General features: G+C 45.2%; 20 protein-coding genes and 1 pseudogene. 10 read left to right on the top strand and 11 right to left on the bottom strand.

All coding sequences use genetic code 11. The features are described 5' to 3' along the window. A partial coding sequence (locus A3756_RS29345) for a PEP-utilizing enzyme (protein WP_368664612.1) occupies positions 1-66 on the bottom strand: 66 nt, incomplete at its 3' end. On the opposite strand from A3756_RS29345, the pseudogene ppsA reads away from it, so the two are divergent. Next, positions 41-1,150, top strand: a pseudogene (gene ppsA, locus A3756_RS21740) (phosphoenolpyruvate synthase); the annotation flags it as partial. The gene A3756_RS29345 and the pseudogene ppsA sit on opposite strands and share 26 nt — an antisense overlap. A gap of 25 nt (positions 1,151-1,175) precedes the next feature. Further along, a complete protein-coding gene (locus A3756_RS21745; protein ID WP_068554626.1) occupies positions 1,176-1,961 on the top strand; it encodes a transporter substrate-binding domain-containing protein in 786 nt (261 codons plus the stop codon). 5 nt (positions 1,962-1,966) lie between these two features. Here A3756_RS21745 and gloA read toward each other — a convergent pair whose 3' ends face one another. Together gloA and A3756_RS21755 are read right to left on the bottom strand one after the other, a co-directional pair. Beyond that, the gene (gene gloA, locus A3756_RS21750) at positions 1,967-2,407 is read right to left on the bottom strand and encodes a lactoylglutathione lyase (RefSeq protein WP_068554628.1); all 441 of its coding nucleotides are present in this window, start codon (positions 2,405-2,407) and stop codon (positions 1,967-1,969) included. A gap of 31 nt (positions 2,408-2,438) precedes the next feature. After that, positions 2,439-3,011: an NUDIX hydrolase gene (locus A3756_RS21755; RefSeq protein WP_068512534.1), complete on the bottom strand. Its 573-nt coding sequence runs from the start codon at positions 3,009-3,011 to the stop codon at positions 2,439-2,441. A gap of 151 nt (positions 3,012-3,162) precedes the next feature. Here A3756_RS21755 and A3756_RS21760 point away from each other — a divergent pair, with 151 nt between their 5' ends. The 6 genes from A3756_RS21760 (at position 3,163) to A3756_RS21785 (ending at position 6,951) form a co-directional block, all read left to right on the top strand. Further along, positions 3,163-3,762: a CoA pyrophosphatase gene (locus tag A3756_RS21760; protein ID WP_231872054.1), complete on the top strand. Its 600-nt coding sequence runs from the start codon at positions 3,163-3,165 to the stop codon at positions 3,760-3,762. Then, the gene (locus A3756_RS21765; protein WP_068514819.1) at positions 3,759-4,283 is read left to right on the top strand and encodes a gamma carbonic anhydrase family protein; all 525 of its coding nucleotides are present in this window, start codon (positions 3,759-3,761) and stop codon (positions 4,281-4,283) included. Before A3756_RS21760 ends, A3756_RS21765 begins: the two co-directional genes overlap by 4 nt. An 86-nt stretch (positions 4,284-4,369) precedes the next feature. After that, positions 4,370-4,555: a DUF1289 domain-containing protein gene (locus A3756_RS21770; RefSeq protein WP_197470208.1), complete on the top strand. Its 186-nt coding sequence runs from the start codon at positions 4,370-4,372 to the stop codon at positions 4,553-4,555. A 34-nt stretch (positions 4,556-4,589) separates the two neighbouring features. Next, entirely contained in the window at positions 4,590-5,771 is a 1,182-nt protein-coding gene (gene purT / locus A3756_RS21775) for a formate-dependent phosphoribosylglycinamide formyltransferase (protein WP_068554630.1), read from the top strand. Positions 5,772-5,791: 20 nt separating this feature from the next. Further along, positions 5,792-6,328, top strand: coding sequence for a DNA-deoxyinosine glycosylase (locus A3756_RS21780; RefSeq protein WP_068554632.1), 537 nt, complete (start codon positions 5,792-5,794; stop codon positions 6,326-6,328). Between the two features lie 5 nt (positions 6,329-6,333). Next, positions 6,334-6,951, top strand: coding sequence for a tRNA-(ms[2]io[6]A)-hydroxylase (locus A3756_RS21785; protein ID WP_231872160.1), 618 nt, complete (start codon positions 6,334-6,336; stop codon positions 6,949-6,951). 19 nt (positions 6,952-6,970) lie between these two features. Here A3756_RS21785 and A3756_RS21790 read toward each other — a convergent pair whose 3' ends face one another. Further along, positions 6,971-8,137, bottom strand: coding sequence for a serine hydrolase domain-containing protein (locus A3756_RS21790; RefSeq protein WP_068554634.1), 1,167 nt, complete (start codon positions 8,135-8,137; stop codon positions 6,971-6,973). A gap of 158 nt (positions 8,138-8,295) precedes the next feature. On the opposite strand from A3756_RS21790, the gene A3756_RS21795 reads away from it, so the two are divergent. Continuing rightward, positions 8,296-9,417 carry a TRAP transporter substrate-binding protein gene (locus A3756_RS21795; RefSeq protein ID WP_068514830.1) on the top strand — a complete coding sequence of 374 codons (1,122 nt, stop codon included), beginning with the start codon at positions 8,296-8,298 and terminating at the stop codon, positions 9,415-9,417. A 4-nt stretch (positions 9,418-9,421) separates the two neighbouring features. On the opposite strand, the gene A3756_RS21800 is transcribed toward A3756_RS21795, so the two are convergent. Genes A3756_RS21800 through A3756_RS21830 form a run of 7 tightly spaced genes read right to left on the bottom strand, consistent with a single transcriptional unit; the run spans position 9,422 to position 14,717 of the window. Further along, entirely contained in the window at positions 9,422-10,822 is a 1,401-nt protein-coding gene (locus A3756_RS21800; protein ID WP_068514834.1) for a lipopolysaccharide assembly protein LapB, read from the bottom strand. Beyond that, positions 10,822-11,505, bottom strand: coding sequence for an energy transducer TonB (locus tag A3756_RS21805; RefSeq protein ID WP_068514837.1), 684 nt, complete (start codon positions 11,503-11,505; stop codon positions 10,822-10,824). Before A3756_RS21805 ends, A3756_RS21800 begins: the two co-directional genes overlap by 1 nt. A gap of 4 nt (positions 11,506-11,509) precedes the next feature. Continuing rightward, positions 11,510-11,935 carry a biopolymer transporter ExbD gene (locus A3756_RS21810; protein WP_068514839.1) on the bottom strand — a complete coding sequence of 142 codons (426 nt, stop codon included), beginning with the start codon at positions 11,933-11,935 and terminating at the stop codon, positions 11,510-11,512. After that, positions 11,932-12,495 (bottom strand): MotA/TolQ/ExbB proton channel family protein, encoded by a 564-nt coding sequence (locus A3756_RS21815; RefSeq protein WP_068514152.1) that lies wholly within the window; start codon positions 12,493-12,495, stop codon positions 11,932-11,934. The genes A3756_RS21810 and A3756_RS21815 overlap by 4 nt, the downstream gene beginning before the upstream one ends. 1 nt (position 12,496) lies before the next feature. Then, complete coding sequence (locus A3756_RS21820; protein WP_082886027.1) at positions 12,497-13,009, bottom strand: MotA/TolQ/ExbB proton channel family protein; 513 nt, start codon at positions 13,007-13,009, stop codon at positions 12,497-12,499. After that, on the bottom strand, positions 13,010-13,963 hold the full coding sequence (locus A3756_RS21825) for a hypothetical protein (protein ID WP_068514846.1): 954 nt from the start codon (positions 13,961-13,963) through the stop codon (positions 13,010-13,012). A 4-nt stretch (positions 13,964-13,967) separates the two neighbouring features. Continuing rightward, positions 13,968-14,717: a DUF3450 domain-containing protein gene (locus A3756_RS21830; protein WP_197473025.1), complete on the bottom strand. Its 750-nt coding sequence runs from the start codon at positions 14,715-14,717 to the stop codon at positions 13,968-13,970. A gap of 366 nt (positions 14,718-15,083) precedes the next feature. On the opposite strand from A3756_RS21830, the gene A3756_RS21835 reads away from it, so the two are divergent. Next, entirely contained in the window at positions 15,084-16,973 is a 1,890-nt protein-coding gene (locus A3756_RS21835) for a SurA N-terminal domain-containing protein (RefSeq protein ID WP_068514852.1), read from the top strand. Positions 16,974-17,063 lie beyond the last annotated feature (90 nt).

Raw genomic sequence — 17,063 nt, forward strand, 5'->3', positions numbered from 1 at the left:
ATCACCACAACCAACAACAGCTGGAATCCCAAGCTCACGCGCGATTATTGCGCGTGAGCTTGGGATTCCAGCTGTTGTTGGTTGTGGTGATGCCAGTGATGTATTGCGCGATGGGCAAGAAGTGACCGTCTCTTGTGCAGAAGGTGATACCGGATTTATCTATGAAGGTTTACTCGACTTTGAGTTGAAAGAAAACTCTGTCGATTCGATGCCTGATATGGATTTCAAAATTATGATGAATGTCGGAAACCCCGATAGGGCTTTCGACTTCAGGGCACTGCCAAATGAAGGTGTTGGTCTGGCTCGTCTAGAGTTTATTATCAACCGAATGATTGGTGTGCACCCTAAGGCCTTGCTGAACTTCGACACCTTGCCGCCTGACCTTAAGCAAACAGTCGAGCAGCGTATCAGTGGATATGCCTCTCCGGTTGATTTCTATATCGATAAGCTGGTTGAAGGTATTTCGACACTGGCTGCGGCGTTCTACCCAAAACGTGTGATTGTTCGTTTGTCAGACTTTAAGTCTAACGAATACGCCAACCTTATCGGTGGCACATTATATGAACCAGACGAAGAAAACCCCATGCTCGGCTTCCGTGGTGCATCGCGCTATATTTCTGAAACCTTCCGTGACTGTTTCTATTTAGAGTGTGAAGCGCTTAAGCGTGTACGCGATGTAATGGGCCTGACCAATGTTGAAGTTATGGTGCCTTTTGTCAGAACAGTTGGCGAGGCCAAGCACGTGGTAGAATTGCTGGCCGAGAAAGGCCTAAAGCGTGGTGAGAACGACCTGAAAGTCATTATGATGTGTGAGCTGCCTGCAAATGCTATTTTGGCAGATCAGTTCCTGGAGCACTTCGATGGTTTCTCAATTGGTTCCAATGATTTAACTCAGTTAACACTCGGTATCGATAGAGATTCTGGAATCATTGCTCACTTGTTTGATGAGCGTAACGAGGCGATTAAAGCACTACTGGAAAATGCTATTAACGCTTGCAAGCGAGCAAACAAATACGTTGGTATTTGTGGGCAAGGCCCCTCAGACCATCCTGACTTAGCGCGTTGGTTAATGGAGCAGGATATCGATAGTATTTCACTAAATCCCGATTCGGTGCTTGATACCTGGTTCTATCTAGCTGATAACAGCTAAAGTCCTGATCAGGGTATTGTTGTTTATGCTACCAGTGCTTCGAAATGCTCTCATACTGATTGGCGGGTTGCTGCTTGTCAGTATGAGGGTGTTTGCAGGTCAAGGCCTTAATGATGAAGGCGCATCGAATGTGGCGCCTAAGAAAGCTCTACGTTTGGCAGGCCCGCCTTGGGAGCCGTTTCTGTATGAACAGCAGCCGCGCAAAGGATTGGCAACAGAGATTGTAATAGAAGCTTTCGAGCGTGCAGGCTACCCCGTTGAAGTCTCAATTAAGCCTTGGCGAAGAGTATTAGCAGAAGCCGAAAAAGGCATGGTTGATGTATTGATCGGCTTATGGTTTAACGAGCAAAGAGCGAGCAATTTCCTTTATTCCGACCCTTACTATGTTAATCAAATTAGCTTTATTTCTGATCAGAGCGAAGCGATTTCATATCAGAAATTGGATGATCTAAAAGGTTTAAAAATAGGAGTAAGAAAGGGGGCGAGTTTTGGTCATAGTTTCGACAATGCTTCAGCGCTGAATAAAACCCCAATGGTAAACGCCTTAAGCATGTTAAAGATGCTGGCACTGGGGCGGATAGATATCGGCATTGGTGATCATTTGATTTTGAGTCGCTTGATGCAGAAAAATAAGATGCTTAACGAACAGCTTAAATTTGTAGAGCCCGCTTATACTGAGCGTGAGCTTCACATGGCGATTGTTAAGTCTTTAGCTGATCATCAGGCAATTGTCTCTGCATTTAATCATCACTTGCGAAAGGTGAAGCAGCAGGGAAGAGTTAAAGAAATTATTAAGACCTACACCCCTTAAACTCTTTACCACTCCCCCGTATTCGTCATTGATACCCAAGGCTCTTCAGGTGCAAGTTTATCGCCCTTTTGTAGAAGTTCGATTGATATGCCATCGGGTGAACGAATAAAGGCCATGTAGCCGTCTCTCGGAGGCCGGTTGATCGTTAATCCTTGTGACTGTAGTTTTTCACATAGCTCATAGATATTGTCGACAGAAAAGGCCAGGTGCCCGAAATTCCTACCGCCGGTGTAGTCTTCAGTGTCCCAATTGTATGTTAGTTCCAGGCAAGGGGCTTTGGTAATTCTCGCTTCATCAGCATCGTTCGGTGCCGCAAGAAATACTAGTGTGAATCGGCCTTTCTCGCTGTCTTTGCGACTAATCTCAACGAGCCCTAGTTTATTGCAATAGAAGTCCAGAGAGGCTTCTAGGTCCTTGACACGAACCATAGTATGTAGGTATTTCATTTTTTAACTCCCGGCCTTTAAGTATCTGGTCTTAATCAAGTAAATCTGCAACATGCTCAGGGATCTCACGTGGTTCGCGGAAAATATCACTGACATGCACACCGTAAGTGCCCCGTTTTCGGTCTTCGAAAAACGTCTTCAAACTGCGTTTAACTGTTGGGAAAGCGATTTCATCCCAGGGGATATCTTGTTCGTCGAAGAGTTTTACTTCTAGGCTTTCTTGACCTGCAGCGTAGCTCTCCTGTTTTAGTTCAGCGAGAAAAAAGATATGTACCTGATCAATCTGCGGGACGCTGATCATAGTAAATAAGCCTTTTAGGTTTACCTTCGCTTCTGCTTCTTCCCAGGTCTCACGCATAGCGGCTTCTTCTGTCGTTTCCTGGTTTTCCATAAAACCCGCTGGCAGAGTCCAATAGCCTAAACGGGGTTCGATGGCGCGCTTGCATAATAATACCTTATCGCCCCAAGTGGGAATGGTGCCGGCAACAATATTCGGGTTCTGGTAATGGATATGTTCACAGCCTAAGCAGACGTAACGCTGTCGGTTATCATCTTCAGGAATCTTTTTCTCAACATCGTCGCCACAATGACTGCAGAATTTCATAGGTTTCTCACCAGTGATTTTTATTGAGGGGGCAGTATGCTAAAGTTTGGCTTAGTAAACAACTTGAGATCTTTATCTGAGTGAGCTTTTTTACTAGATCTGTCAACGAGCTCCTTATTCGCCACTTAAGTTTTGGAACCTCTAATCCCCAATGCAAATAATTAATTTACTGAGAGCGCGAATCGAGCAGCATCAGCCAAAAAATATTGTCGAAGAGTTACCCGAGGCAGGTATTCTAGTTCCCTTAACCCGCGAACCAGAGCCTCAGATTATTTTCACGCGCCGGGCGCAACATATGAATACACATAAAGGGCAGGTAGCCTTTCCGGGGGGGAAGTATGATGAGGAAGATACAACACTTGTTAATACTGCACTTCGAGAGTGTCATGAAGAGATTGGCGTCCACCCTGAACAAGTTGAGCTGCTAGGGCCTTTGAGTCAGGTGATATCCCTGCACGGTATTCGTGTTTCGCCTTTTGTCGGCCTGGTGGAGCCAGAGATAGAATTAAAGCCAAATCTAGATGAACTAGACAGTATTTTCAAAGTGCCGGTGAGTTTCTTTTTAAATGAAGAACCCGTGCGTCGTGATAGAATGACCTACAAAGGTCTGGCATTCTCTGTGCCAAGCTATGATTACCACCATCAGGGCGAGCGTTATGAAATTTGGGGCTTGTCTGCCGTGGTGCTTGTTGAACTGATGAATATTGCATTTGATGCGAACATAACAATTTTTGACGGTGAAGGTAAATGATCTACTCCTTGGGAAGCAAAAAACCAAAATTTATTGGTGACGCAGCGTTTGTTGCGCCAAACGCATCATTAATTGGCGATATCGAAGTCCATGAGGGTGCTAGCATCTGGTTTAATGTGGTGATTCGTGCGGATAACGATAAAGTTATCATTGGTGAAAATAGCAATATTCAAGACGGTTCTGTTCTTCATATTGACCCGGGCTTTCCCTTACAAATAGAGAAAAATGTGACGATTGGCCACAAGGTCATGTTGCACGGTTGCCATATCGGAGAGAATTCCTTGATTGGTATTAATGCCGTTGTACTGAATGGCGCGAAAATTGGTAAGAATTGTTTGATTGGCGCGAACGCCTTGATACCTGAAAATATGGTCGTGCCGGATGGCTCGATGGTGCTGGGTAGTCCTGGCAAGGTGAAACGTGCTTTAAGTGAGCAGGAGATTCAAATGCTCAGTCTAAGTGCAGCGCACTATGTTCAAAACGGTCAGCGCTATGAATCAGGGTTGATTCTGGAGGACTAAGTGTTTGCCTGTTAAGATCGACGTTTCACATTTTATGTTTTTATTAGAAAGTAGTTGCCGAATAGTCGTTAGCGAAGAGTAGTTGTATGCCAGAAGAAATGAATGAAGTCCCGTCTCCATGTGTCAGTATTTGTGCACTTGATGTAAATGATGTCTGTGTGGGTTGTCACCGCACGGGTGACGAAATATCCCGCTGGTGGGGCATGGACAATACTGAAAAGAAAAAAATACTAGAGCTCGCTAAAGAGCGCGAACAGAAATCCTATATCTAGATTTATCCTCACAACTGACAACAGGTTTATCAAAATGACTAGCATTGGCACGCCCTTATCGCCTACGGCAACAAAGGTATTATTTTGCGGCTCTGGTGAGCTGGGCAAAGAAGTGGTTATCGAATTACAGCGCTTTGGTGTCGAAGTGATTGCTGTGGACAGGTATGCCAATGCACCGGCGATGCAAGTCGCACATCGCAGTTACGTGATCGATATGCTTGACCCAAAAGCGCTTAGAGAGGTGGTCGAGAAAGAGCAACCACACTTAATTGTGCCAGAAATCGAAGCCATTGCGACCGCTGAATTGGTGGCGCTAGAGAAAGAAGGCTACCAGGTTATTCCCTCTGCACGTGCAGTTAATCTCACCATGAATCGCGAAGGTATTCGGCGCTTGGCGGCAGAGGATTTGAGCATAAAAACCTCTCCCTATCAGTTTGCCAGCGATTATGAGGCTTATCGACAAGCGCTTCAGGAGATTGGTTTGCCGTGTGTGGTGAAACCGATTATGAGCTCCTCTGGCAAAGGCCAGAGCACTGTGAAGACTGAGGATGGTATTGATGCCGCTTGGGCATATTCACAAGAAGGTGGCCGTACAGGGGCAGGCACCATCATTATCGAAGGCTTTGTCGACTTTGATTATGAGATAACCTTATTAACTGTTCGCCACGCTGGTCAGACAAGTTTCTGTGCGCCGATTGGCCATGTCCAAAAGAATGGTGATTATCAACAGTCATGGCAGCCTCAAGCAATGAGCGAAAAGGCCTTGGCAGCGGCTCAGGATATCGCTCATAAAGTGACTGAAAACCTGGGTGGCAATGGTATCTTTGGCGTTGAGTTATTCGTAAAAGGCGATGAAGTCTTGTTTAGTGAAGTCTCACCTAGGCCACACGATACAGGCTTAGTGACCTTAGTATCGCAAGATCTTTCTGAGTTTGCTTTGCATGCGCGGGCTATTCTTGGATTGCCTATTCCCCAGATTAAACAGCTTGGTCCGGCAGCGTCCTCGGTCATTTTGGTTGAGGGGGAGTCCAAACAACTTTGCTTTGGTAACCTTGAAGAATGTTTGTCTGATACTGATGTGCACTTGCGCTTGTTCGGCAAGCCCGAAGTAAAGGGGCAGCGCCGTATGGGGGTTGCACTGGCCTTGGGTGAAACAATTGAGGCGGCAACGCAGAAGGCGATCAAGGCATCTTCAGCGGTGACATTAAAGTTCTAGCGTTATTAGTGTGAAGTATAATGGCTGAAACGCAAAAAGTAATCGATAAAGGCTTTCCTCCGGTGCTTGGAGAAGAGCCAACAGTTCTAATATTAGGCACGATGCCCAGTGTTAAATCCCTGCAAGAGAAGCAATACTACGGACATCCTCGCAATGCCTTCTGGTGGATATTGGCGCAACTATGCAGTTTTGACCTGGCCTTGCCTTATGTGCAACGCCTGGAAGAGGCTAAACGCTGCGGTATCGCGATTTGGGATGTCGCTCATTCATGCTACCGCCCAGGAAGTCTGGATTCGAATATCGACCAGTCCACTATGAAGGCGAATGATATTCAAGGCATGCTTGAACAGAACCCGAGTATTAAGCTGATTGCGTTTAACGGTCAGGCTGCAGCCAAGTTGTACAAGAAGTTTATCGGCGTTTCAGTTACTCCTGATACAACCCTGAACTTACCTTCGACCAGTCCTGCCAATGCAGCCATGTCGAAAGAGGATAAGCTAGCGTCTTGGTGTGCTATGAAAGAATTTTTAAATTTAGATGAAGATATCAGTGAGTAATGTTTGTGAGTGAGATAAACCAGGACTTAAGTGAAATATATAGCTTTCTTGGCTGTGAAACCCCTGACCTTTGGGTCGAAAATGCCCTGGCTAATCAGGATATCATGCTGCTGGATCACGCTCACTGTGAGAAGAAAGCAGCAATGACAGCGCTTAACCTGATTCACCGTTATCCGGGTAATCCAGACTTGCTGATGAAGATGTCTCGCTTGGCTCGTGAAGAGCTCAGGCATTTCGAACAGGTAATGAAATTTATCAAAAAACGTAAACTGGCATACGGTCACATGACGGCATCACGCTATGCAGCAAGGCTTAGAGATTCTGTCCGAAAACAAGATCCTGACCGTGTGATTGATCTACTGATCATTGGCGCATTTATTGAAGCGCGCTCCTGCGAGCGCTTTGCCAAGACAGCGCCCTTGCTAGACGATGAGTTAAAGGACTTTTATATTTCTTTGCTCAAGTCGGAGTCTCGTCACTATCAAGACTATCTAAAACTTGCTTCGGGTTATTGCAAAGAAGGGCTCGACGAGAGAGTCGCTTTTTTCAGAGAGAAAGAGCAGGAATTAATCGAGCAGCCAGATGAAGAATTTCGTTTTCATAGCGGGCCAGTGACTGCTTAGGTTTAGTTGGCTGGCGTTGCTATATGCAGCTGTACAAAGCATCAATTAAGGCTTTGGCGCAGGGCCCTGTTTCATTAATCGGGTGTACTCGATTGCCACAATAGCCAAAGCTGATTTTTGCATCTGGGTCAGCAAAAGCAATAGCGCCGCCTAAACCGGGGTGGCCGAAGCTTCTAGGGTTGTCACCTGTTTTAAAATACGGGTTGTTCAACATAAAGCCCGTTCCATAGCGAAAGTGGCGGTGGGTCATGACTTCAACACCATCCCACTGCTCTTTTATCGCGTCTTCCAAGGCCGCTTTGCTGATAAGTCGATGGTCTCGATTGAGTTCATCGATAGTTCCTTCCATTGACAATAGGCTATAAATCTTTGCGATATTTCTAGCGTTACTATGGCCATTGCCAGACCCGAACTCGTGGGTTCGGAAATCAGGGTCCTCAAACATACGCTGAGGGTCCGGGATTGGTTTCCAAGCTCTAGCAAGTAAAGAGTTTGGGTCGTTGACTTGTTGTAAGGTAGGAACACCATTAGATATGACGATATCGGCGCAACGAGTAATCTGGCTTTCATTCATGCCTAGGTAGAATTCAATATTGTTTGGCCCAAATATTTCTTCTTGCAAATATTGCCCTAAGGTTTGACCGGTACACTTACTGATCAAAGCCTGGCACAGAGGGCCATGAGTAAAAGAGTGGTAGCAGGGAGTAGAGCCTGCGGGCCAAAGTGGTGCTTGAACTTCTAATGCTTGCTCGACAACCCCTTTTTGATAGAGGGAACCGGCAGGCGCTGCATCGGCAACAGGAACGCCTGCGAGTTGAGCCAAAACGCAGCGTACTGTGATTTTGTCTTTTCCCGCCTGAGCAAACTCTGTCCAATACGTGCAGACAGGCTGGTCGAGATCGATGATTCCTCTGTCCGCAAGTGAGAGTACAGCGAGGGAAGCGATAGCTTTGGTAACGGACATAACGCAGCAAAGAGTATCCTCCTCCCAGAGTTGTGTTTTACCTTTATCCTTATAACCCCCCCCCCATAAGTCGACTACCTTTTCGCCGTGATTATAGGCGGCAACGCTAGCGCCAATTTCATTCCGTTCTTTGAGGTTTACTAGAAAAGCCTCCTTCACGGCTTCATAGCCAGGGGCGCAGTAACCTGAATAGGGAATATCGTCGGTGATTGTGGCTGACACGTTGACCAATCTCTTATAGAACTGTAGGTTTATACAATGTAGTCCATGAATTGATATTTGTCATAATTATGGATATCCAACTGGCTGTCAGTCAGGCGTTAAGTGTTAACAATATCGATAATAAAAGATAAAAAGAGTTGTTTAAGAGAATTAAAGCAATGCTTCGTATGCTTGGGTTTGTGTTGGCCTTCATGAGTGGCGCGTCAACTTCCTATTCCGCGACACCTGTTGACGCCTGGTTGCTAGAGGAGGGTGGTTCGATCCCGACGAGTGGCAAAGTGACACAGTGGAAGTTTGCACACCCGGCGCCTCCTGTTTCTCATTTACCACCGGTTTGGCAGAAAGGGATTGATTGGATACAACGTAAAACCAACAACGAATTGCAAATTAAAATGTATGGCGGTGGGTCTCTCTATGGTGTCACCGGAGGCTTCAAAGCTTTACGCGCTGGCGTGGCTGATTTTGGGACGTGTTATACACTGGCCGAAGCAAAAGGTTTTGAGTTGTTTAAAACCATCCAGCTCCCCTATATAGCCCCTTCCAACCCTTACTTAACTGCACGAATTGTGAACGAGCTAATGGCTGATGGCTTGGCTGAGGAGTTCACTCGACGAGGTGTTTATCCAGCACATGTTATGCCAGTGAGACCTCTAAGCTTAATGAGCAAAACACCTATTCGTAGACCTGAAGACTTAAAAGGCAAAAAGGTGGTGTCATTTATGAATGCGCCGGGTGCGGCAGAAGACTTAGGCTACTCTGTTGTTCGTATTCCGTTTCCAGAGATCTATTCAGCCCTACAGCAAGGCGTGGTTGATGCAATCGTTTGGGTTGATATGGGCTTTATTCCTTTTAAAATTTATGAGCAAGCCAAGTACTATACAGAGTTGAATATTGCACCAACGACCATTGAGACTTGTATGAATCGTCGTAGCTTTGATCGGCTGAATAAACCAACCAAGCAGTTACTGTCGGACTTTCAGCAGAAATTGGCTTTGGCTGTTGTGCAGCGCACTGAAGAATTTGCACAAACTGCACAAAATACCTTGGCCGAGCAGGGTGTTGAAATTATAAAGTTTAGTGAGCCTGAGCAGCAAGCATGGGTCAAGGCATTTCAGCCAACTGTTAAGCGCTATATGGATAAGTGTGAGGCGGCAGGAAAAGATTGCCGAGGGCTGGTTAAGAGCATTGCCAAGCTAGCAGATAAGTACAAAAATCTCAGTAATGAAGAGTTAATGCAGCTTACGATAGATGAGCCTGTCCAAGGCATTATCGACTTTTAAACGTCTAATGCTTGCTAATGTTGGCAAGGTAATTTGTCCACTGAGCTAATTGTTTTTCGATGATGTGAATATCGATAGTGTCGGCTTGGTGGCGGTTTGCCTTGCTTTGTTTTAGCTTACTCAAGTGATCGTCAAGCGCAGTAAACAAAGTTTCAGCCATATTGAGTTTGTCAGAATAAAATAAAGACCTACCTAACTCCAGACCGATCAAAACCTTGTCTTTGTTATAGTCTTTCTCGAGAGCTAACCATTGCATGTAGGAACCTCCACTCACCTCGTGGATGACTTGAATCACTTCATTCCATAAGGCCTGTTTAACCAAGAGCCGGCTTAACTGTTTTAAAATTGCTAGGTTGTCAGCAGAGTCCTGGTAGTTGGTGATAAAGGAGCTAGAACTTAGTATATCTATGGCTTTCTCATTATGGCCTGCCTGTTCCCAGCTATAGGCTAGCCTTTTAATATTCGCAGCTGTGGCTTTGACAGTTTTCTCGCTTAGAGCGGCTTCGAGGATTAGAGCTGCCTGGAAAGGTAGGCCTTCTGATAGCTGTAATTGTGATAAGTGTAAAACTTCTGTAGCACTAAGGGCTTGTGTTTCTTTTAGTAGTTCCATGCCCGATAGGGCTTGTTGATGCTCACCTAATTGAATCGCTATACGCACCCATTGTTGCCAATAAGCCTTTTTGGTGGGTTCGAGCGATATTAGCTTCTCGATGATAAGTCTGCTCGCGGGGTAATCTTTAAGCGCTAATAAGCTATTGAGTTGTAGTTGATAAAGCGCTTCTTGCTTAGGGTGAGCCAATTTTAAGGCATGTTTGGCGCTGTTAAAGCAGTTTGAGTAGTCTTTAGTCTGGAACTGTGAATAAGACAGTAAGTAATACCACTCACTTAGCTGTTCTGGTTCTATACTCTGATTCGGTTGTTGGGATGATATGAGTGTTTGCAGCGCTTGGCTTGCTTCACTAAAGTGCCCTGTTTGAATTTGCAGCTGGGCAAGCAGCAGATGTTGTTTAACCTGGGACGACTCATTCAGAGAGTCTAGTCGTAAAAGCAATTGTATTAAGCCAATCGCCAGTTCATATTGTTCGAGTTGAGCAAGGATCTGAGAGGCAGAATAGAGCGCATAAGATGTAGCCACGGGATTGTGCTGATTTTCAGAAATAACGCGTTCTAGAGTGCTAAGTGCTTTGGCACTTTGCTGCTTTTCAAAGTCGCTCCAGGCTTGGGCAAGTGTTCGCTGGGTTCGGCTATTGATTTGGGCATGCTTGTTCGGCTGTAACTCCAAAACCTCGCTCGGTACATTGAATGAATAGTCAGCAGAACAGGCTTCGCCGGTGCTCAGCAAAGCCACGGATAATACCAGGAAAGTAAGGCGTCTATGTGCGTGTCGAAACATAAACCAAAGCATTATTTTTCCAGAGTAAAATTAATGGTTTGAACAACCCGACGAGTGCTAGGCTTTCCCCCGAGAAGCTGAGGTTTGAATTTCCAATTTTTGACGGCACGTATGGTGTTGTTTTCAAAAATGCCCTCTGGTTCGGCGCTTAGGACTTGTACATCACTCACGCTTCCATTCAAGCCTATAGTGAAGCTAATATTAACCCATCCTTCCAGTCTTGCGCGTTTTGCTCTTCTGGGGTAGAGCGGGTCTGGCGTGAGCAAGGGAAACAGTTGCTCATCAAAACTCGGGGCGGCACTTTGTATGGGTTTAAGGGAACTTGCCGGGAATTCAGGTGGGCTTAATGAAAGTGGCACCGAAGGTGTATCGATAGGGCTCAAGTCTAGCGAAAGCTTTGGAAGCCGGGGGTTAAACGCTGCTTGATCGATTAGTTTGGGTTTGGGTGGTTCAGGTTCTGCTTCTTCGGGTGGTGGCAGCTCTTCTTCTTGCTCGGGCGCGCTTGAAGAGTTTGCTTCAATCCGAATGAAGTCAATGCTGAGAAATTTGTAGATCGCAGCTTCGACGCTAAGCGGAGTAATCAGACTCGTCATAAGCTTGCTAATGGCTAATACACAGATTATGGCTAATAGGGCGGCGAGTACCCAACGTGTAAGGCTTTGACTTAGCGGCAGTCGACAAATGGTGTTATCCATAAACCTAGATTCCACTGTTTGATTCTTTGCGTGTCGCAACGGCGATGTTCTTGGCGCCTGCAAGTTTGCACTGGTCCAATGCCTGTATCAATAAACCGGTCCGTGCATGCTCATCGGCCTGGAGGATGACAGTGCTTTCTGGCGACTCACTCAATAAACGCTCAATATTGCGTCTGATGGTTTGTGGTTCAACTTGCCGTTGATCGATCCACACTTTATTTTGAGCTGTGATTGCTACAATAATTGCCTGTTGAGGCAGTGTGCTGGATGTCTGGGCTTGAGGGCGGTTAATGTTAGCGCCCGCTTCGCGAATGAAACTGGTGGTAACAATAAAGAAAATTAGCAGAATGAATACGACATCCAACATTGGTGTCATATTGATTTCTACGTCTTCTTCTTCATTGTTGAAAAAAGGAAAGCGCGTTCTCATGCCTTGACGCCCCCTTCTTCTAATAGGGGGAATTGATGCTTGAGTATACCTTGTGCGCGCAAACTTAAGCGGCGCAGAATGTATTGCATAATAAGCCCTATAATCGATATCAGCATGCCTGCCATGGTAGGCAGGGTTGCCTGAAATATTCCCGAGGCCATCAAACGAGGGTTTCCAGTTCCGCTTAACGATATTTGATCAAAAACAAGTACCATTCCACTTACCGTGCCCATTAGCCCGATTAACGGACAAGCAATAATCGCTGCTCTCAAGAGCCAAAAAGAGTGGCGTGTCATTGCTCTTGCCTCAGAAAGCAGCGCTTCCTGAACTCTTTGCTTGTCCCAGGAATTTAGTCCTGACTTTGCCAAGCTAGCACTTTCGCTCCAGTACTTCTCCAACATTGAAATTGTATTTTTAAAGCTGAGACTTAGGAATAGTAAGCGTTCAAAAAAAAGTATAAAGATTAATACACTCAGAGCCAGTATGGCCGCGACAGGTAAACCACCGAGCTTGATTAATTGATCAATGCTTGAGTAAAAGTCGAAACCAATTTGCGTCATCTTAACAGTCTGCCTTGGAAGGGCGAGTGTCTTGAGCTGCGTTAGCTTCTATTGAGCCTTGTTCACTCATATATTTTGCAATAAAGCCTAGGCTTTGCTGGCTAAGGAACATAAGAACCTTTTTCGACTTTGCTGCTAACAGATTGTGAGAGAATAGTAGTGGCACGGCTACCAGTAGTCCAAGAACTGTAGTCATTAGCGCTTGTGATATCCCGCCAGCCATTAGTTTTGGGTCTGCGTTTCCGACTAAAGTAATACTTTGAAAGGTATTGATCATGCCAACAACGGTGCCGAGTAAGCCCAGAAGAGGGGCGACTGCAGCGAGTAGTTTGATTGTCCCCAGGCCCTTATCCAGCTTAGGCATCTCGGACATAACGATCTCTTGTAGCTGAACTTCAAGCGTATCATGTTTTAGCTGAGTACTTTGCTCGTCACTTGAACTGCTTTCCTCATTTCCTTTGCATGCCTGATAGGCCTGAATTATTCGGCCAAGAGGATTGCTAGCGTCTGCAATTTACGGTGATCTCATTTGTTTTTTGATTGCTCGTTGAGAGTAGCTGATTGTTAACCATCTAAACAAGCTTAGTAAGAGCCCTAGTAAACCTAATGTGACAATGGCGTAGCCAATATATCCGCCTTGGTGGAAGCGATCTTCCAAGCTGGGAATCAGTGCCAGCTGTTCAAGTATCAAACCGTTCGAAGGGTCGATTACCGCTGTAAGGGGTGTGTTGGGACTTAGAGCCTGGTATTCGGCTTGCTCAACGACTCTTTGGTATTTTGAATTTGGTTGTATTGGAAGCGTATTTAGAGTGTTATTCGCCGGGTTGTGAACAAGAAAATTACCTTCGCTGGTCGTGGTAAACGTACCAATGCGTTGGATAACCGTCTGTTTTCGCTGGCCATCTACTGTAATTACTTCACCTTGGTAGGTGTGGCTTTGGCGGTTTTGCTGAATATCATATTGAAGTAGCTCGAAAAGGGCTCTTAAGTCATCTGAGTCGGGGAGTGCTGTTTTAGTTGCCAGCATGCGAAATGTTTCAAGCTTTGCAGGTGACTCATGACTAATAATGGAGGCCTCCATATTCGACTGACCATCTTTAACAGCTTGCTTCCACACAGAGAACAGGTCTTTTAGCGCGTGACTTCGTTCTGCTAACTGATGTTTTGCATCGTCAATGCTTTGTTCGGTTTTTCTAACAGTCTGGTTGAGGGTTTTAAGTTCCTTTCTTTTATTGGAAAGCTCCTTTTGAAGGGCCGCAAGTTTTTCTTTTTGTTGCTGCTTTTGTTGCTGAAAAGATCGTTCTCGGGCTTGGTTTGATTGAGCCTGCTGAGTTCTTTCTTGTTGTATCTTTTGGTACAGCTTATTTAATGTGTTTTGCGGATTACCGTTCGGTTCGGTGCTAGCGTTAGCCAAACAAGGAGTTGTCAGCAGGCAGAAAATAATGAATGCGCTTTGGAGGTGTTTCATAGTATTAATTTCCGTCCGCTTCAACAGTAAGTGTTAAAAGGGAAGGTGGAAGCTGCTTCTTGGCTACCTTAATACCTTGCGCAACATTTTCAAGAAGGGCGGGGCTCGCCAGAAGCCAGCTTTGCTTTTGTTGGCTCCAATAGCCAGCGCTTTGCTGATCAAGACTGAGGAAATACATTCCGATACGCCCAACCCGAAGTATCTGTGCTTCCACTTCTTTGTTATCAATTATGATCTCCTGCTGATATGACTCAATGCTGTAGCCAAACTCGTTTTCAATCTGAAAGGCTTCAAGCACTGAGTGGTAAAGGTGGCTTATCGGTATTTCCGGGTTAAATGCTTTTTCTTTGAGTGCCGCGATACGTGCCAGTCTCTTATGTTGGTGGAAAGCTAGGTCGTTATTTACTTGCGTATCAATCCAGTCAATCATTTCCAGGAGCATTGGTATCAAACTGTTCTCTGTTTGCGATACTTGCGATAGCTGGCCTTCATAGTCAATCAACGTTGTTTGTTGGCGAGAATGTATCTGTTGTTGATGTGATAAGTTTATATTTGTTTGTTCCAGGGCTCTCGATAAGCTTTGATATTCGCGAAGTAAGGCCTCAGTTGATGCGATTGTTTTGTTAATCTTTTGCTGACTTAGCTTGGCTTCTTTGATCATAGAAGATGCTTCGCTAAATGACTCGGATAACCTGGGTTCTGTTTGTGCGCTAGCTTTACCTACAATTAGTAGGACGAGGATAAAAAAAAGCACCAAGAAGAGGTGAATTGAATTTGGATAGCCTAGAGCGAACGAGTGGCTTAGTGTGTGTAGCGGTCATAAAAGAGTTCTTGAGTAGGTTTTTAAGTGAGCTATACAAGTTTAGCTTAGCGTGGAGATTTTGCGTCTGAATCTAATGCTGTGGGGCAACACGATGGATTTTTCACTAATGCAGTGAGTAAGGGGAGTCGTTTGTGATTTCATTTGTTTTAAAATCAGGATCTGTAGGGTACAATCCGGCGGCTAGAAAAATTACAAGCTTATGACGGTTTAGGACTTTGCTCTGAAAAATTAAGCCGGCGGCGGTAAGCGATTAAGAATAAACATAGTAAGAAATAACCGGGAATCAGGAATCAAGGTATGCTTCAAGACATTCGTAATAATTCACAAGGCACTGTCGCAAAGATTATTGTTGGCGTCATTGTGGTGGTTTTTGCTCTTTTTGGTGCAGAGTCTATTGTCGGAGGTTTGAGTGGTGAACCTGAAGTAGCGACGGTGAATGGTGAAGGGATTACTGAGCGTAACTTCCTAAGGGCAGTTGAAGGTAAGCGTCGCCAGATTCTTGCGCAGATGGGAGAAAGGGCAGACCCGGATCTTATCGAAGAGTCTTTGTTAAAGTCTTCAGTTTTAGAAGGCCTGATCAACGAAAAGATCTTGGTATTGGACGCAGAAGGTAAAGATTTATATATCTCAGACGAGGCTGTTGAAAACTACATTCGTAATATTGACCAATTCAAGGTCGATGGAAAGTTCAGCAATGAACGAATGCAGATGATTTTGCGTAATGCTGCGTTAACTTTGAAATCATATAAAGAGTCCTTGAAATCCCAGTTTGTTATTGACCAGGCGCGTTCAGGCTTGATCGCTTCAGCATTTGTTGTCGGTAACGAGAGAGATGAGATTGTTGCATTGGATCGTCAAACAAGAGACTTTGGTCTGGCTACAGTTTTCAAAAGTGATTATATAGAGTCAATCGCGGTAAGTGACGAAGATGTCGCGACTTATTATGAAGAGCATAAAGATGCGTATAAGAAAGCGCGTAATGTTGATGTCTCTTATTTAACGATTGATCGCGCGTCTCTTGCCGAATCAATTGAGGTGGATGAAGAGCGAATCATGGTAATGTACGAAACTGAGAAAGCAGAATTCGTAGGTGAAGAAGAACGAACGGCTGCTCATATATTGATTAAAATTGATGACGATACGACTGAAGTGCAGGCACTGGATAAAATCAAAGCAGTAGAAGCTAGGTTGTTAGCAGGTGAAGCGTTCGATTCATTGGCTAAAGAGTTGTCAGAAGATGAAGGTTCTGCGTCTGCTGGAGGTGATTTGGGTCGTTCTGGTAAAGGCGTGTATGTTGCGGATTTTGAGAACGCTTTGTTTGCGCTTGCCGCTGGAGAAGTATCCGCTCCGGTTAAGACCGAATTTGGTTATCACTTGATTAAGCTTGAGTCGATTGAAACAAATGAAATTCCGGCATTTGAAGAAATGCGTGCTGGTCTTGAAGAGCGTTATCGTAAGGAAGAAGCTGACCAGTTATATGCGGAGCTGGCCGAAAATGTTGCAGATATTACTTACTCTTCTCCTGATCTGGCAGAGGCAGCTGATGAGCTGTCTCTTGAAGTGAGGCAGTTGGCTGGGGTTTCTAGCGATACTGTGAATGAAATTTTCGCAAGCCCGAGAGTACAAAAGGTGCTGTTTTCGGATGAGCTGGTTACTGAGCAAAATAACAGTGAGTTGATTGAATTTGCGGAAGGTCGCTCTGTTGTGTTTAGAGTTGATGCTTTGCATGAGCCTAGCATTTTGCCGCTTGAATCTGTAAAAGAGCAGGTGCGTGACGAAATTAAAGTAAGTAAGTCAGCAGAGTTTGCGGCATCGGTTGGAGAGGCTTATCGTTCAAGAATCGCAGCGGGTGAGGATGCTGTTGCTGTCGCTCAAGAAATGGGCGTGAATTGGAAGCAGCATAACGGTGTTCGACGGGATGATGTGATGTTGAACCGTGAAGTTGTTACCAAGCTGTTTACCTTAGCTAAGCAAGAACAGTTTGCAGATAATATTGTTGGGTTCGAAATTATGGGTGGAGATTACGCGGTGATCGTACTTAATGAGGTTCACCAGGGTAGTGCTGAAAGTGCGACGTCCATGGAGCTGTTCTCAATATCCAATATGCTTGGCTCCAGCATCGGAGCAGTTGATTATCGGAATTACCAGGAAATGGCGGTCAGTGCCGCCGAGATAGAAAAATTCTAAATCTAAAAGAGGCGTGAAGCCTCTTTTTTTCTGTCTGGCATCGGTGAAACAATGTTGGGCGCAATTAAGGCCTTTCTAAGAGAATGAGCA

The sequence above is a fragment of the Oleiphilus sp. HI0086 genome (genome assembly GCF_001635225.1).

Bases quoted from the DNA above. Each gene is read 5' to 3' on its own strand.
- A3756_RS21805 (WP_068514837.1), bottom strand. From the start codon at position 11,505: ATGGATAACACCATTTGTCGACTGCCGCTAAGTCAAAGCCTTACACGT.
- A3756_RS21810 (WP_068514839.1), bottom strand. From the start codon at position 11,935: ATGAGAACGCGCTTTCCTTTTTTCAACAATGAAGAAGAAGACGTAGAA.
- A3756_RS21765 (WP_068514819.1), top strand. From the start codon at position 3,759: ATGATCTACTCCTTGGGAAGCAAAAAACCAAAATTTATTGGTGACGCA.
- A3756_RS21755 (WP_068512534.1), bottom strand. From the start codon at position 3,011: ATGAAATTCTGCAGTCATTGTGGCGACGATGTTGAGAAAAAGATTCCT.
- A3756_RS21825 (WP_068514846.1), bottom strand. From the start codon at position 13,963: ATGAAACACCTCCAAAGCGCATTCATTATTTTCTGCCTGCTGACAACT.
- A3756_RS21770 (WP_197470208.1), top strand. From the start codon at position 4,370: ATGCCAGAAGAAATGAATGAAGTCCCGTCTCCATGTGTCAGTATTTGT.
- A3756_RS21835 (WP_068514852.1), top strand. From the start codon at position 15,084: ATGCTTCAAGACATTCGTAATAATTCACAAGGCACTGTCGCAAAGATT.
- A3756_RS21795 (WP_068514830.1), top strand. From the start codon at position 8,296: ATGCTTCGTATGCTTGGGTTTGTGTTGGCCTTCATGAGTGGCGCGTCA.
- A3756_RS21780 (WP_068554632.1), top strand. From the start codon at position 5,792: ATGGCTGAAACGCAAAAAGTAATCGATAAAGGCTTTCCTCCGGTGCTT.
- gloA (WP_068554628.1), bottom strand. From the start codon at position 2,407: ATGAAATACCTACATACTATGGTTCGTGTCAAGGACCTAGAAGCCTCT.
- A3756_RS21815 (WP_068514152.1), bottom strand. From the start codon at position 12,495: ATGACGCAAATTGGTTTCGACTTTTACTCAAGCATTGATCAATTAATC.
- purT (WP_068554630.1), top strand. From the start codon at position 4,590: ATGACTAGCATTGGCACGCCCTTATCGCCTACGGCAACAAAGGTATTA.
- A3756_RS21760 (WP_231872054.1), top strand. From the start codon at position 3,163: ATGCAAATAATTAATTTACTGAGAGCGCGAATCGAGCAGCATCAGCCA.
- A3756_RS21800 (WP_068514834.1), bottom strand. From the start codon at position 10,822: ATGCTTTGGTTTATGTTTCGACACGCACATAGACGCCTTACTTTCCTG.
- A3756_RS21745 (WP_068554626.1), top strand. From the start codon at position 1,176: ATGCTACCAGTGCTTCGAAATGCTCTCATACTGATTGGCGGGTTGCTG.